Annotated in this window: 12 protein-coding genes; 9 read left to right on the forward strand and 3 right to left on the reverse strand. The window is 44.4% G+C overall.

Features of this window, described 5'->3' with window-relative positions; translation table 11 throughout:
* Nucleotides 1–50: 50 nt before the first annotated feature.
* The 3 genes from EMP01_RS12890 (at nt 51) to EMP01_RS12900 (ending at nt 5,243) form a co-directional block, all read left to right on the forward strand.
* Nucleotides 51–2,012, forward strand: coding sequence for an LTA synthase family protein (locus tag EMP01_RS12890; RefSeq protein WP_129021962.1), 1,962 nt, complete (start codon nt 51–53; stop codon nt 2,010–2,012).
* A 51-nt stretch (nt 2,013–2,063) separates the two neighbouring features.
* The gene (locus EMP01_RS12895; protein WP_129021963.1) at nt 2,064–2,555 is read left to right on the forward strand and encodes a phosphoribosyltransferase family protein; all 492 of its coding nucleotides are present in this window, start codon (nt 2,064–2,066) and stop codon (nt 2,553–2,555) included.
* Between the two features lie 129 nt (nt 2,556–2,684).
* Entirely contained in the window at nt 2,685–5,243 is a 2,559-nt protein-coding gene (locus tag EMP01_RS12900) for an ATP-dependent Clp protease ATP-binding subunit (protein ID WP_129021964.1), read from the forward strand.
* A gap of 67 nt (nt 5,244–5,310) precedes the next feature.
* Here the strand turns inward: EMP01_RS12900 and EMP01_RS12905 are convergent, their stop codons facing one another.
* Nucleotides 5,311–6,120: a prolipoprotein diacylglyceryl transferase gene (locus EMP01_RS12905; protein ID WP_129021965.1), complete on the reverse strand. Its 810-nt coding sequence runs from the start codon at nt 6,118–6,120 to the stop codon at nt 5,311–5,313.
* Nucleotides 6,121–6,290: 170 nt separating this feature from the next.
* Here EMP01_RS12905 and trhO point away from each other — a divergent pair, with 170 nt between their 5' ends.
* From trhO to plsX, 5 genes are all read left to right on the forward strand, one after another.
* Nucleotides 6,291–7,355: an oxygen-dependent tRNA uridine(34) hydroxylase TrhO gene (trhO, locus tag EMP01_RS12910; RefSeq protein WP_129021966.1), complete on the forward strand. Its 1,065-nt coding sequence runs from the start codon at nt 6,291–6,293 to the stop codon at nt 7,353–7,355.
* Between the two features lie 169 nt (nt 7,356–7,524).
* Nucleotides 7,525–8,424 carry a DUF58 domain-containing protein gene (locus EMP01_RS12915; protein ID WP_129021967.1) on the forward strand — a complete coding sequence of 300 codons (900 nt, stop codon included), beginning with the start codon at nt 7,525–7,527 and terminating at the stop codon, nt 8,422–8,424.
* Nucleotides 8,425–8,476: 52 nt separating this feature from the next.
* Nucleotides 8,477–9,064, forward strand: a complete 588-nt coding sequence (locus EMP01_RS12920) for a YceD family protein (protein ID WP_129021968.1) — start codon at nt 8,477–8,479, stop codon at nt 9,062–9,064.
* Nucleotides 9,065–9,087: 23 nt separating this feature from the next.
* Nucleotides 9,088–9,297 carry a 50S ribosomal protein L32 gene (gene rpmF, locus EMP01_RS12925; RefSeq protein WP_129021969.1) on the forward strand — a complete coding sequence of 70 codons (210 nt, stop codon included), beginning with the start codon at nt 9,088–9,090 and terminating at the stop codon, nt 9,295–9,297.
* Between the two features lie 79 nt (nt 9,298–9,376).
* Entirely contained in the window at nt 9,377–10,333 is a 957-nt protein-coding gene (plsX, locus tag EMP01_RS12930) for a phosphate acyltransferase PlsX (protein ID WP_237559538.1), read from the forward strand.
* A gap of 193 nt (nt 10,334–10,526) precedes the next feature.
* Here plsX and EMP01_RS12935 read toward each other — a convergent pair whose 3' ends face one another.
* Together EMP01_RS12935 and gcvP are read right to left on the reverse strand one after the other, a co-directional pair.
* Nucleotides 10,527–11,174 carry an outer membrane beta-barrel protein gene (locus EMP01_RS12935; protein ID WP_161971336.1) on the reverse strand — a complete coding sequence of 216 codons (648 nt, stop codon included), beginning with the start codon at nt 11,172–11,174 and terminating at the stop codon, nt 10,527–10,529.
* A 114-nt stretch (nt 11,175–11,288) separates the two neighbouring features.
* Complete coding sequence (gene gcvP / locus EMP01_RS12940; RefSeq protein WP_129021971.1) at nt 11,289–14,171, reverse strand: aminomethyl-transferring glycine dehydrogenase; 2,883 nt, start codon at nt 14,169–14,171, stop codon at nt 11,289–11,291.
* Between the two features lie 175 nt (nt 14,172–14,346).
* Between gcvP and EMP01_RS12945 the strand changes: the two genes are divergently transcribed.
* Entirely contained in the window at nt 14,347–14,766 is a 420-nt protein-coding gene (locus EMP01_RS12945) for an IS1 family transposase (protein WP_129021972.1), read from the forward strand.
* Nucleotides 14,767–14,772: the final 6 nt, after the last annotated feature.

The raw sequence follows: 14,772 nt of genomic DNA on the forward strand, positions 1-14,772 counted from the left end.
CCGATCGGAAAGCAGGCAACATTTTTAGTCTTACTTGTCCCGCATTGTTTATGTCTTATTTCCGTCTTACCCTGCGTTCCATCCTGTTGCATGTTTTATTGCTGCTCCTGGCCTATGCTATATTCCGGGGGCTGTTTTATGCGTTTAACTATGATGAGATCGGTGCAGTAAGTAGGGCAGAATGGGGACAGGCATTGCAGGGAGGTCTCAGATTCGATCTGTCGGCCATTGCTTTCATCAATAGTCTGTGGATATTGCTGATGCTGATTTTTTCCGGGCATAAGCCTGGCAAGGTATGGCGCCGGGTGATCGAATGGGCTTTCTGGCTACCCAATATCGTGGCTATTTTGTTTGAAGTAAGCGACTGGGTATACTTCCGTTTTAACCGCAAGCGCGCTACCATAGAGATCTTCGACCTGATCTTCACCAAAGGCGATTTTGTCAGCATACTGCCGGGCTATATTGTATCTTACTGGTATGTGCCTTTATTGGCTGTTGTATTGATCGGCCTGCTATGGTACGGTCACCGCAGGATCAACAGGGTTATTGGTGCGCAATATGACTTATTTGAACAATTAAGATTCCCTAAACTAAAGGGCAAAAAATACTTCGGGACCAAGCTCGTCATGATTGCACTTACCGCCGGACTGGTAGTACTGGCCATGCGGGGAGGCACTCAGTTGGTACCAGTAAATGCACGCAATGCCATCAGCTACCTGCCGGTAGAAAAAATAGGGCTGGTGCTGAATACACCTTTCAGTATTATTACTTCTGCAGAGAGCAGCCGACTGAAAGAGTATGAATTTATGTCCGCCGAAGAGGCCGATAAACTCATTCACCCGGTTAAGCAATATGCAACAGATCAGCCCTTTCAGCGGAAGAATGTAGTGGTGATCATCCTGGAAAGTTTTTCCCGCGTATTTACCGGGTTGGGTGATGCCCACAGTTACACTCCCTTTCTGGACAGCCTGAGCAGAAATAGCATAGCCTATACCAATGCTTATGCAAACGGACTACGCTCCAATGAGGGTATTCCTGCTATCCTTTCCGGCATACCTGCCATGATGCAGGGACCGATCATTACCTCTGTGTACAGCAATAATAAGTTTACTTCTATTGCTGGCCTGCTGCAGGAAGAAGGCTATAAAACCGCATTCTTTCACGGAGGCACCAATGGCAGTATGGGCTTTGATACCTATGCAGCCAATGCAGGTTTTGAACAGTATTTTGGTCGCTATGAGTATCATAATGAAAAAGACTATGATGGCACCTGGGGGATTTATGATGAGCCCTTTCTGCAATTTGTTTCAAAGCAGTTAAGTGCTATGCCGCAACCATTTATGGGAGCTGTGTTTACACTATCCTCTCATCCGCCCTTTAGCATTCCGGCACAGTATGCCGGCAAGTTCCCGCAAGGGCGTTTGGGTATAGAGGCCAGTATCGGCTATACCGATTATGCCCTGCGTCGCTTTTTTGAAACCGCATCCCGCCAATCCTGGTATAACAATACGGTTTTTGTCATTACGGCAGACCACTGTTCGCCATTTGCGCCGGATCGTTTTTATACCGATTTTCTGGGCCGTTACCAGGTGCCGGTCATCCTGTTCGATCCGCAACAGCATACACAGTCCAGGAGAGATAGTATCCTTGTACAACAGATTGATATTCTGCCTACTGTTATGGATTACCTGCATTACCATAAGCCGTTTTTTGCCTTTGGTAACAGTGCGCTGGATACAGCTGCGCCGCGCTATTTCATTACCAATCTCAGTGGCAATTACAATACAATTATCGGCGACTGGCATATGAAAACGCAAGAGACAGATATTAAAGAAGTATACCGCTTTCCGGCCGATATGAAAGACCAGCAGAACATCTTTACACAGGTGCAGGCTACAGATACCTTTTACAACCGCCAGCGATACCTGCAGGCCTTGTTGCAGTTATTCAACCATAGTGTGATCCATAACCAGATGCACTGCGAAACCTATCCAATAAATATCTCCCGATAAGCCGTATTTATTCTATTTTTGTAGACAAGCAACAAAACGATTTATCAAACAATGGAAATACCTATTTTATCCGTAACACAGATCGAGCATAAGCTGAAGAGAATGGCTTATGAAATATGGGAACAAAACAGTGGAGAGAAAGAGATTGTGATGTTAGGTATTGAAAGCGGTGGTGCCGTAGTGGCAGCTAACCTGAAGCGCATCCTGGAGGAGATCAGTCCGCTGAAAGTACAGTTTGAAACACTGGAGATTGATAAGAAAAAAGTGTATGATTTTACACCGCAGCTGCAATCTGATCTGAAGAACAGAACAGTGATTGTTGTAGACGATGTAGCCATGAGCGGCAAGACCCTTTTATATGCCATCAGGCCTTTACTGGACCACAAACCTAAAAAGATACAAATTGCTGTATTAGTGGATCGTAAGCATAAAAACTTTCCTGTTACGGCAGACATTATTGGTTACTCCATTGCTTCCACAATACAGGAGCATATTATTGTCACCTGCGAAGAAGAAAAAGTTACCGGAGCCTTCCTGAAATAAGCCAAAATGACGCTAAATTTACTTTAGTATGATTTTTGAGTTGTTTATATCGTTATCTTAGCAATAGCGAATTTGGTTCAAGATTTGTGAAGCTTGGATATTGTTTTAACGATTTAAATATTTTATCTGATGGATTCTAATTTCTCGCCGAAAGTAAAGGATATCATCTCTTACAGCAGAGAAGAAGCTTTACGTTTAGGCAATCAGTTTATAGGCACAGAGCATTTATTGTTAGGTATTTTCCGCGAGGGTGCTGGAGCACCGATACAGGTCTTGTCGCTGATGCATGCAGACCTGCCCGCTATCAAGAGCGAAGTGGAAAATGCAATTAAAGATAAAGGAGACGGACCTGCAAGCCGTGCCAACACCTTACCACTTACCCGTCAGGCAGAAAAAGTGATTCGTTTTACCGTACTGGAGGCAAAAGCCATGAAAAGCCAGACGGTAGAGCCAGAACACCTTATGCTGTCTATTCTTAAAAACAAAGAAAACGTGGCTACCCAGATACTGAACAGCCACCAGGTAACATACGAGCGTTTTGTAGAAGAGTTGTCCCACATACTCGGAGACTGGACCACCAAATCCGATTTCTCTGAAAGCGGTGATGATTATGATGCAGACGAACCGCAAAAACCTAAATCGCCTGCCGGTGGTACCGCTAATGCCAAGTCTAAAACACCTGTTCTGGACAATTTCGGTCGCGACGTAACCCGTCTGGCAGAAATGGGCAGCCTGGACCCGATCGTAGGTCGTGAAAAAGAAATTGAACGAGTATCTCAGATCCTTTCCCGCAGGAAGAAAAATAATCCGATCCTGATCGGTGAGCCTGGTGTGGGTAAAACTGCTATCGTGGAAGGTCTTGCCCTTCGCATTGTTCAGCGTAAAGTAAGCCGTGTACTGTTCGACAAACGCGTAATTTCCCTGGATCTGGCTGCACTGGTAGCCGGTACCAAATACCGCGGACAGTTTGAAGAGCGCATGAAAGCCATCATGAATGAACTGGAGAAAAACAGAGATGTGATCCTGTTCATTGATGAGATCCATACCATTGTTGGTGCCGGTGGTGCCAGCGGTTCTCTGGATGCTTCCAATATCTTCAAGCCAGCCCTGGCGCGCGGAGAACTGCAATGTATCGGTGCATCCACTTTAGATGAGTATCGTACCAATATTGAAAAAGATGGCGCATTAGACCGTCGTTTCCAGAAGGTACTGATCGAGCCACCTAGCATTGATGAGGCCATTACGATCCTGAATAACATCAGACCGAAATATGAAGACTTCCATAACGTAAGTTATGATCAGGATGCAATAGAAGCTTGTGTGAAACTGAGCGAACGTTATATGACGGATCGTCTGCTTCCGGACAAGGCTATTGATGTACTGGATGAGGTAGGAGCCCGTGTGCACCTGAAAAACATTGATGTACCTCAGAATGTTCTGGATCTGGAGAAAAAGATCGAGGAGATTAAAGTAGAAAAAAATAAAGTAGTAAAAAGCCAGAAGTTTGAAGAAGCTGCTGCGCTGCGCGATACGGAAAAGAAACTCGGCGATGAGCTGGAAAAAGCCAAAGCAGAGTGGGAAGAGGAAGTGAAAAACAAACGCTATCCGATTCATGAAGAAGATATCGCAGAGGTGATCAGTATGATGACCGGTATACCGGTAATGCGCATGGTGGAAGCCGAAAGCGAGAAACTGCGCCGTATGGCCGATGACCTGCAAAGCGTGGTAGTAGGACAGGACGAAGCGGTGGGCAAAGTGGTGAAAGCCATTCAGCGTAACCGTGTAGGACTGAAAGATCCTAAGAAGCCAATCGGTTCCTTCATCTTCCTGGGGCCAACAGGTGTGGGTAAAACAGAATTAGCCCGCTCACTGGCCAGATACCTCTTTGATAGTGAAGATTCGCTGGTGCGTATTGACATGAGTGAGTACATGGAAAAATTCTCCCTGAGCCGCCTGATCGGTGCCCCTCCGGGTTATGTAGGCTATGAAGAAGGTGGGCAGCTGACGGAGAAAATCCGTCGTAAACCATACTCTGTAGTACTGCTGGATGAGATTGAAAAAGCACACCCGGATATCTTTAATATCCTGTTGCAGGTACTGGACGATGGTCAGCTGACCGATGGTCTGGGACGTAAAGTGGACTTTAAAAATACGATCATTATCATGACCTCCAACATTGGTGTACGCCAGTTGAAAGAGTTCGGAGATGGTGTAGGTTTTGCTACATCTACCAAGGTGTCTAACTCAGAAGACAATAACCGTGCAGTGATCGAAAAAGCACTGAAACGTACCTTCAGTCCAGAGTTCCTTAACCGTATCGATGATGTAATCGTGTTCAACTCTCTGAGCGAAGAGCATATCAATGTGATCATTGACATCATTATGAAAAACGTGCTGAAACGTATGAAAGACCTGGGCTTCTCGCTCAGCCTGACAGAAAGTGCACGCAAGTTTCTGGTGGAAAAAGGTTATGATCAGCAGTTTGGTGCAAGACCGTTACACCGCGCCATCCAGAAATACCTGGAAGATCCGCTCGCAGAAGAGATCCTCAACAGAACACTGGGTGAGGGAGATCAGGCGCTTGCAGATTATGATGATGAAGCGGGCAAAATTGTATTCAAGATTACCAAAGCTAAAAAACCAAAGAGCAGCAGTAAGAACGAAGACAAAACCAAAGACGGAGAATAAAACATCCTTATAAAATAATAAAGCCCTGCAATTGCAGGGCTTTATTATTTTATATAAACTGTTCTTTTTAAACACTTATAGACTCCTCATCTAAGACTGTAACCTGTGTTGCCAGTCCGGGCAGTGGTATTTTGCCGAATACCAGCTTCAGGTTTCTGCACATTGCCGGAAGGAAATAAATCCAGCAGCCTATACACAGCCATTGAACACTGCTCAGACCATATACGAAAAACACATTGGGTTTGAGGTATTCAATACAGAACCGGAAGCCGAAATAGCTCATCATGAAAATGGTAAGCATCAGTTCAGGGATCTGCCATAATGTATGACGGTTGCGGTGCATGCCGATGAACAGCAATGCCAGGAATACGAGTTCGTATAGCGCAATAGGGTGCCGGTATAGCCCATCGCCCAGGTCCATTGCCATAAAGAAATCGGTTTCTGTACCATAAGTAAAGTCTTTGGTACCGTTTAAGAAACAGCCGACTCTTCCAATAAAAATACTCAGTATTAAGGGCAGGATAAACAGGTCAAAAGAAAGATGCTCTTCCTTTACCAGTTTTCTGACAAGTTTGATTCCGAGCATAGCCCCAAAAATGCCACCCATAATGGAGCGGGCATTAAACTGGATCAGTATCTGCCTTAACTGGTGTATGCCATACGGATTTTCGAGAAATCCCATGATACGGGCGCCCAGAAAAGTGCCCAGTGTGGCACCCCAGATAATTATCTGGCGATAGTTGCCGGATGCATTTCCGTCATAGTACTTCTTGGATACAACATAATAGCGGAAGCCAACCGAGAATGCCAGGCATTCTGAAATTACCTGCACATTAAGCGGGATACGGAACAGGTAAGGTTCAAAAGGGATGGTCAAGTTGCTGCTTTGGTTATTTGTCAGCAAAATTAACATTTCTTTTTCAGAATCGGGTTAGTCAGATTGTAGTATTTAACTAACCAGAATGCATGTTTTTCGGGTATTTTTCCAAAAATCGTACCTTTGCACTCATTTTATAATCTAATCATTAAAAACAAGGAACGTTCACCATGCCAGTGTTACACAACCGAGTATCTAATGAAGAGCTGAAAGCGCGCATGCTGGCCGAAACAGAGCCACGCGTAACAGTTTCTTTCTACAAGTATTTTCCTATTGCTGATCCCCAGGCTTTCCGCGATGATCTGTATGTCAAATTTGAACAGATCAAGGTTTTTGGTCGTATTTATGTTGCCCAGGAAGGTATCAACGCGCAGATCAGCGTACCGCAAAGTAATTTCGAGTCCTTCAAAACCATTCTGTACAGTCAGGCTGCTGAACTGGATGGCATCCGCCTGAATATTGCGGTGGATGATGACGGCAAATCGTTTTGGGTACTGCGCCTTAAAGTGCGTAATAAGATCGTTGCCGATGGAATTGATGACCCCACCTTCAACCTGTCCCGCGTGGGTAAATACCTGAAGGCGGATGAGGTAAATAAGATGATTGAGGATAAGGAAACCATCTTTGTAGATATGCGTAACCACTACGAGTATGAAGTGGGGCATTTTGAAAGAGCTATAGAAGTACCTTCTGATACCTTCAGAGAGCAGTTGCCTATGGCGGCAGAAATGCTGAAAGGCCAGAAGGATAAAAATATTGTAATGTACTGTACCGGCGGCATCCGCTGTGAGAAAGCTAGTGCCTATATGATGCACCAGGGTTTTGAAAACATCTTTCATGTAGAAGGCGGTATTATTGAATATGCCCGTAAAGCAAAAGAGCAAGGCTTGCCGGTAAAGTTTATCGGGAAAAACTTTGTATTTGACGAACGCCTGGGCGAGCGCATTACCGAAGATATTATTTCGGAATGCCACCAGTGCGGTGCCCCTTGCGATACCCATACCAACTGTAATAATGATGGCTGCCACTTGTTGTTTATCCAATGTGAGCAATGTAAAGCCACATACGATGGCTGTTGCAGTGCCGAATGTACAGACGAGTATCACCTGCCGGTAGAAGAGCAGCGCGAACGCCGTGCCGGTCGCGAGAATGGCGTTAAAATCTTCAATAAATCCAAAGATCATCCTTTACGCAAACACCGCTCGGAATGGGCGCAGGAGCGTAAGGAAGCATAAAGCAAAAGTGAAAATGCAAAAGTCAAAAATCGTAATACGGTTTTTGGCTTTTTTTGTTTGGACTAAATATCTCTTAAAGAAAAGCATAAGTTTTGCATGTTGACTGTTGATTTTTTGATTTCTTGATTTCTTCATCATTTATTGCGAAACTCGTCTTAACTTTAAGCCCATGCAACTGAACCAGCCTTTTGATACCGGAAACCTGGAGTTACTGGCCCGACAAGTGGTCGAAGGGTTTATTATTGGCCTGCATAAAAGCCCATTTCATGGCTTTTCTGTCGAGTTTGCCGAGCACCGGTTGTATAACCCTGGCGATAACCTGCGGTACATAGATTGGAAGGTTTATGGCAAGAGCGACAAAATGTTCATAAAGAAGTTTGAAGAAGAGACCAATCTGAAATGTTGCATTGCGTTGGATACCTCTGCATCCATGCGTTTCCCGGCCGAGGGAATGAATAAACTGTATTTTTCCTGTCTCGCCGCCGCCGCACTGATGCAGTTATTGAGCAAACAGCTGGATGCTACGGGCCTTAAGTTGTTTGCCGACCAGGTATACTGGTCTTCTCCGATAAAGTCCAGTGAGCGGCATTATAAGATGCTGATTACAGAGATGGAAAAGTTACTCATTGCTCCGTCGATCGAAGGGCAGACCAACCTTCCTGAGGTACTGCATCATATAGCAGAAACGATGCCCAAGCGATCACTGGTTATGGTGTTCAGTGACTTTATGGATGACCTCTCCAGGGAAGAAGCATTTTATGATTCCCTGCAACACCTGAAGCATCAGCAGAATGAAGTGATCGTATTTCATGTAGGAGAGGGGAGAACAGAATGGGATTTTGCTTTTGAAAACCGCCCTTATGAATTTGTAGATATGGAGACCGGTCAAAAAATAAAGCTGAAACCGGAGCAGGTAAGGGACGAGTATCTGTCGCAGCTAAAAGCTTACCACGAGCGGCTTTACGAGCGTTGTGCACAATACAATATAGACCTCGTAGCCTGCGATATCAACACCTCGATGGATGTAATTTTACAACAATATCTGAGGAAAAGAAATAAATTGATGTAATATCGAAAAAAATATTTACCTTTGCAAACCTAATTTTAGTGTAGTATTGTGTATGAGGTACCACAGAGAGTTTGAAATAGCATATGTAGGTTTAAAAAATGGCGTTCATACCTATAATTACGAGATTGGGAAACCGTTTTTTGAACTGATCGGAGCGGAAGCAGAAGATCTGGAAGCCGTAAATGTACAGGCAACTGTTACATTGGATAAGCACCCTGATTTTCTTGCCTTAAAGTTCGATATTAATGGCAGCGTTGATGTAGCCTGTGATCGTTGCGGTGAGATTTTCACCCTGCCTTTATGGGACGAATTTGACCTGATCGTGAAGTTGAGAGACCATACGATGGAAGACGAGGATGAAACAGAAGATGATGGTGATATTGTATTCCTCTCCAAAAATGAAACGGTTATTGATCTTTCAGAATGGATTTATGAATTCATCTTGCTGAGTATTCCGATGCAGCGCATTCACCCGGATGATGCAGAAGGCAATACAACCTGCAACAAAGACAATCTGGCCCTGTTGGATAAGATGAGTCAGCAGCAGGCTGAGGAAGATGAAGAAGCCGCTAAAGAACAACAAAAAAATAATATTTGGAAGGGCCTTGATGCCTTTAAAAATAATAATAATCAGAATTAATCAATAAGTAAAATCTAGAAATCATGCCAAATCCTAAACGTCGTCATTCTGCACAAAGAGGAGCTAAGCGTCGTACGCATTACAAAGCTGTAGCAGCTACAATCAGTACAGATGCAACTACTGGAGAATCACATTTACGCCACCGCGCTCACTGGAGCGAAGGTAAAATGTACTACCGTGGTAAAGTAGTTATTGATAACGCTACCACAGAGACTGCAGATACTGCTGAATAATATATAAAAATGTTGGTAAGGGAAATTTTACCAACATTTTTATTTTATATCATACTAAATATTGCACACCAATTATATTATGATGAATATAGGGCTCGATTTGATGGGTGGCGACTTAGCCCCTAAAGAAGCGGTACTGGGAGCATTGGCTTATTTCCAGGAATTTGCCGATAGTCATTTAGTGTTGATAGGAAATGAAGATGCATGCAAGGAATACCTGTCCTCACTGGACTCGTATTCCGGCAGATACACATTTGTGCATGCTCCTCAGGTGATTGAAATGAATGAACATCCGACCAAAGCGCTGAAGGAGAAACAACAATCCAGCATTGCTATGGGATTTGGTATGTTGAAAGCAGGTAAAATTGATGCATTCTTAAGCGCTGGTAACACCGGTGCTATGCTGGTAGGTGCTATGTATACCGTAGCCCCGATCGAAGGCGTATTGCGTCCTACAATTGCTTCTCTGGTACCCAGAGAAGATGAAGGATACAATTTACTGCTCGACGTTGGTGCCAATGCTGATTGTAAACCGGAACACCTGAATCAGTTTGCCGTATTAGGCGCACTGTATGCAGAGTATGTACTGGGCATTAAGCAACCGGAAGTGGGTCTGCTGAACCTGGGAGAGGAAGAAGGTAAAGGAAATATCCTGTGCCAGGCTACCTATCCTTTGCTGAAAGAAAATACGGCCATTAATTTTATTGGCAATATAGAAGGCAGAGACATCTTTGGCGAAAGAGCAAGAGTAGCCGTTTGTGAAGGATTTACCGGTAATATTGTACTTAAAATGGCAGAGTCTGTATATGACCTGTTCAAGAAGCGCGATAAGATCCATGATCCTTTGCTGGAGCGCTTTAACTATGAGCAATACGGTGGTGTACCTATTCTGGGTATCAATGCACCGGTTATGATTGGTCATGGTATCTCTAATGCCATTGCATTCAAGGCAATGATCCGCAGCGCGGAGAAAGTTATTTCTACCGGCCTGATCGATGCGATGAAAAAGCACTTCCAGGTAGTAAAAGAAGCTTAATCTGTTAAGACAAATAATGATGTATAAAGCAGCCGTATCAAACGGCTGCTTTATTATTTTATAATGACCTGCAAGGGAATTGCAGCCATTCTGGACTATTGTACGGGTTGATCGGGTATCTCCCTTCTAGCCCATAAGGGCGCTAAATTTCCGGCTGTTTAGCCCAGATAAGTACACTTCTGATGGCTATTGGCTAAAAGCTATAGCTCAATCCGAAAGTAGCCATATTGTAAACATCCTTGTTTTTGTTGGATGCCAGATCCGGATCGTACCCATCTATTTTATCACTCATGCAGTAATTGATCTGGTATTTGAAATTAAGGCTGAGTCCTTTCTGCTGAAAAGCCTTACGCAATGGGATTTCGATACCGAAAGAAACCGGTATAACGCTGTTTACACCACTATAATTACCCTGGTAGCGGAAATTGCCATTGGGTATTTCATGTATGGTAGTTGTGCTGCCAATAAGCCCGAATCCACCCGCTGCATAAACCCCCGACAGATAGTACAGGGCGCGGCTGGAGTCACTTTTGCCAAAGGTGCGTAAAGGATACACTTTCAGCTGCAGATCACCCTGGTTATACTTATTGCTGTAATACAGATCATTTGCCGTCTCCTTATTGCCTCCGCTTAAAGTACCGGCATTCCAGCTGAGGGCAAGAGACAGAAATCTGAAACCGGATTGCCACTCACCATAAACGCCATAATGATTATTAGTCCCGTTGGGTGTCACATCGGTCCGGGAGATGGTAAGGCCGTATTGTGCGCCCACGGTAAATTGTGCCTGTGCGGTAGTGCAAGCAGCGAGCAGGGCCACTGCCAGCAAGCTTTGTTTGATCATAGTCATTTTAATTAAATAGAAGTAAATGTTTCAGGATGTAATATACCATAAACGACAAATACTACCCAATGATGAGTAGTATTTGTTATATTATGATATTTAATTGAAAACTGATTAAGCTTCCATATAGCTTTCGATCGGCTCACAGGTACAGATCAGGTTACGGTCACCATGTGTATTGTTTACACGACCCACAGTAGGCCAGAATTTAGCCTCTTTGATATATGGTAAAGGATAAACCGCTTCTTCTCTTGTATAGCCATGGTTCCACTCGCTGCTGATAACAACATGCTGTGTATGCGGCGCATTTTTCAGCGGGTTGTCTGTAGTATCCATACGACCTTCTTCAATAGCTTTGATCTCTGCTCTGATCGATAACATTGCGTCACAGAAACGGTCCAGCTCACCTTTGTCTTCACTTTCTGTAGGCTCGATCATGATCGTGCCTGGTACAGGGAAGCTCATAGTAGGAGCGTGGAAACCATAGTCCATCAGACGTTTTGCTACATCTTCTGCTTCGATACCAGCAGTTTTCTTGAATGGTCTCAGGTCTACGATAAACTCGTGTGCACAAGTACCGTTAGAGCCGGTATACAGGATCTCATATGCATCTTTCAGGCGTGCTTTCATGTAGTTCGCATTCAGGATGGCATATTGAGTAGCTGCTTTAGCACCGGTGGCACCCAGCATACGGATGTACGCATAAGAGATCAGCAGGATAGAAGCAGAACCGAATGGCGCAGCAGATACTGCATAGCTAGGCTTACCTTTCAGTTCGTTTTCGTTGATTACATGGCTAGGCAGGAATGGGATCAGGTGTTCTGCCACACAGATTGGACCTACACCCGGACCACCACCACCGTGAGGGATAGCGAAGGTTTTGTGCAGGTTAAGGTGACAAACGTCTGCTCCGATGAAGCCAGGAGCCGTCAGGCCAACCTGTGCATTCATATTCGCACCATCCATATATACTTGTCCGCCATTCTCGTGAATGATGCGGGTAATATCTTTAATACTTTCTTCGAAAATACCGTAAGTAGAAGGGTAGGTAATCATGATACCCGCCAGGTCATTCTTGTATTGTTCAGCCTTAGCTTTCAGATCTTCTACATCGATATAACCGTTTTCATGTGCTTTTACCACAACCACTTTGTAGCCCGCCATTACTGCAGATGCAGGGTTGGTGCCGTGCGCAGAGATCGGGATCAGCATGATATTTCTGTTGCCTTCACCTCTGCTTTCGTGGTATGCGCGGATACACAGCAGACCTGCGTATTCACCATTCGCACCACTGTTTGGCTGCACGCTGCAACCGGCAAATCCGGTGATGGTAGCCAGGTATGCTTCCAGTTCTTTAATGATGTGCAGGTAGCCCTGTGTCTGCTCTTTTGGTGCAAACGGGTGCATTTTGCTCCAGTGAGACCAGCTCAGCGGAATCATTTCAGTAGCTGCATTCAGCTTCATGGTACAGCTACCCAGAGAGATCATGCTCGTATTCAGGCTCAGGTCTTTATTTTCCAGAGACTTGATATAACGCATCATCAGGGTTTCACTGTGGTGGCTGTTAAAGTTAGTATGGGTCAGGTAGTCAGAAGTACGTACCAGGTTAGCTGGGATATTAGCCATTAACTGATCGTCACTTGCATCGTAGCTTACTGCTTCCACAACATCGTTCAGGATGTTGATGATATCAGCCAGGTCTTCAAATGAAGTTGTTTCATCTAAGGCAATACTCACCATATGGTCGCCGATATAACGGAAGTTGATACCTGCTTTTTCTGCCTGGCTCTGGATGATCGCACCTTTGTTGGTTACAATAGTAACAGTATCAAAGAATGAATCAGATACCAGCTCGTGTCCGTTCTCTTTCAGTGCTTTAGCTAAAGTCTGAGCCAAGATATGTACACGGGAAGCAATCGCTTTCAGGCCTTTTGGACCGTGGAATACTGCATACATTGCAGCCATATTGGCCAGTAATGCCTGTGCAGTACAAATATTAGAAGTTGCTTTTTCGCGTTTGATGTGCTGCTCACGGGTTTGTAAAGCCATACGTAAAGCACGGCCACCTTGTGCATCGATACTTACACCGATGATACGACCCGGAATGCTGCGTTTGAATTCATCCTTACAAGAGAAGAATGCCGCGTGCGGACCACCGAATCCCAGCGGTACACCGAAACGCTGTGCAGAACCTAAGGCTACATCAGCACCCAGCTCACCCGGAGGGGTTAATAAAGTCAGGGCCAGCAGATCCGTTGCGAAAGCAACATAACCACCTGCACCATGTACTTTCTCAACGAAAGCAGTATAATCCTCAACAGAACCTAAACCATTAGGATACTGAACAATAGCTCCGAAGAACGTATCATCGATCGCAACGGTTTTGTAATCGCCGAATACCAGTTCGATACCCAGTGGGGTAGCTCTTGTGGTGATTACATCTTTCGTTTGAGGGAACGTATGTTTGTCAACGAAGAATTTTGGTTTTTCTGGATTGCTGACAGATTTGTTTGCCGCATGGAAAAACATAGACATTGCCTCTGCAGCAGCAGTAGACTCGTCCAGCAGGGAAGCGTTGGCAATAGGTAATGCCGTCAGGTCGCTCACCATAGTCTGGTAGTTCAGTAAGCTCTCCAGGCGACCCTGAGAGATCTCAGCCTGGTATGGAGTATACTGTGTATACCAACCTGGATTTTCAAAAACGTTTCTTAAAATAACGGAAGGCGTTACGGTATCGTAATATCCTTGTCCGATGTACGTTCTGAAGACTTTGTTTTTCAGGGAAACACTCTTCAGCATTCTTAAGTAATCTTGTTCGCTCAGCGCCGGCGGCAGGTTGAGATCCGTCGTCATGCGGATAGCAGAAGGGATGGTTTTGTCAATCAAAGCATCTATGCTATCAATACCGATAGTAGCAAGCATTTCCTTAGTCTGAGCTGCATCAGGCCCAATATGACGGCCTTGAAACTCGTGCTGTAATTGCGAAAATAGATTCATTATAAAACGAAATGATTTGTGAATGAGGCTGCAAATTTACGGTTTATTATTCAGCATATGAAATTCCGTTTATCAATAGCTGTATAGGATATTATCTATCTGTTGCCATTGATGAAATTATACTTAAAATTATATATAATTGCTAATTAGGTATAGTTTTGCTAAAATAGTATATATGAACCCAAAAAAGTGTCCCAAATGTGCCGGACAGCATATCGTCAAGAGTGGAATTGTGAAAGACCGGCAGCGGTTTTACTGCAAAGAATGCGCCTACTATTTTACGGTAGATAAGCTGGGTAAAAAGATTGATGATTATTATGTTACAAAGGCATTACAGCTGTATCTGGAGGGCCTTAGTTTCCGGGAGATTGAGCGCATCATTGGCGTGTCTCATACCGCCATCAGTGGTTGGGTCAAAGAGTATGGCATTTCCCGTCCGGGACAGGCACAATACCACCCCAGTTACAAGGTATTCAGCCAGGAAGAACTGGTGGAATTTGTACAGAATAATGAAAATCTTAAGGGAGCAGGCTTTATCATCACCGAGTTCGGAGATAAGTTTATGCTGATCAAATGGGAGCGGTTTAAGAAATAACTATAC

Origin of the sequence: Edaphocola flava, assembly GCF_004118155.1 — a bacterium.
GTDB classification, from domain to species: Bacteria; Bacteroidota; Bacteroidia; order Chitinophagales; family Chitinophagaceae; genus Edaphocola; species Edaphocola flava.

Coding starts and splice junctions, on each gene's coding strand:
- EMP01_RS12890 (WP_129021962.1), top strand. CDS start 51: ATGTCTTATTTCCGTCTTACCCTGCGTTCCATCCTGTTGCATGTTTTA.
- EMP01_RS12895 (WP_129021963.1), top strand. CDS start 2,064: ATGGAAATACCTATTTTATCCGTAACACAGATCGAGCATAAGCTGAAG.
- EMP01_RS12900 (WP_129021964.1), top strand. CDS start 2,685: ATGGATTCTAATTTCTCGCCGAAAGTAAAGGATATCATCTCTTACAGC.
- trhO (WP_129021966.1), top strand. CDS start 6,291: ATGCCAGTGTTACACAACCGAGTATCTAATGAAGAGCTGAAAGCGCGC.
- EMP01_RS12915 (WP_129021967.1), top strand. CDS start 7,525: ATGCAACTGAACCAGCCTTTTGATACCGGAAACCTGGAGTTACTGGCC.
- EMP01_RS12920 (WP_129021968.1), top strand. CDS start 8,477: ATGAGGTACCACAGAGAGTTTGAAATAGCATATGTAGGTTTAAAAAAT.
- rpmF (WP_129021969.1), top strand. CDS start 9,088: ATGCCAAATCCTAAACGTCGTCATTCTGCACAAAGAGGAGCTAAGCGT.
- plsX (WP_237559538.1), top strand. CDS start 9,377: ATGATGAATATAGGGCTCGATTTGATGGGTGGCGACTTAGCCCCTAAA.
- EMP01_RS12935 (WP_161971336.1), bottom strand. CDS start 11,174: ATGATCAAACAAAGCTTGCTGGCAGTGGCCCTGCTCGCTGCTTGCACT.
- gcvP (WP_129021971.1), bottom strand. CDS start 14,171: ATGAATCTATTTTCGCAATTACAGCACGAGTTTCAAGGCCGTCATATT.
- EMP01_RS12945 (WP_129021972.1), top strand. CDS start 14,347: ATGAACCCAAAAAAGTGTCCCAAATGTGCCGGACAGCATATCGTCAAG.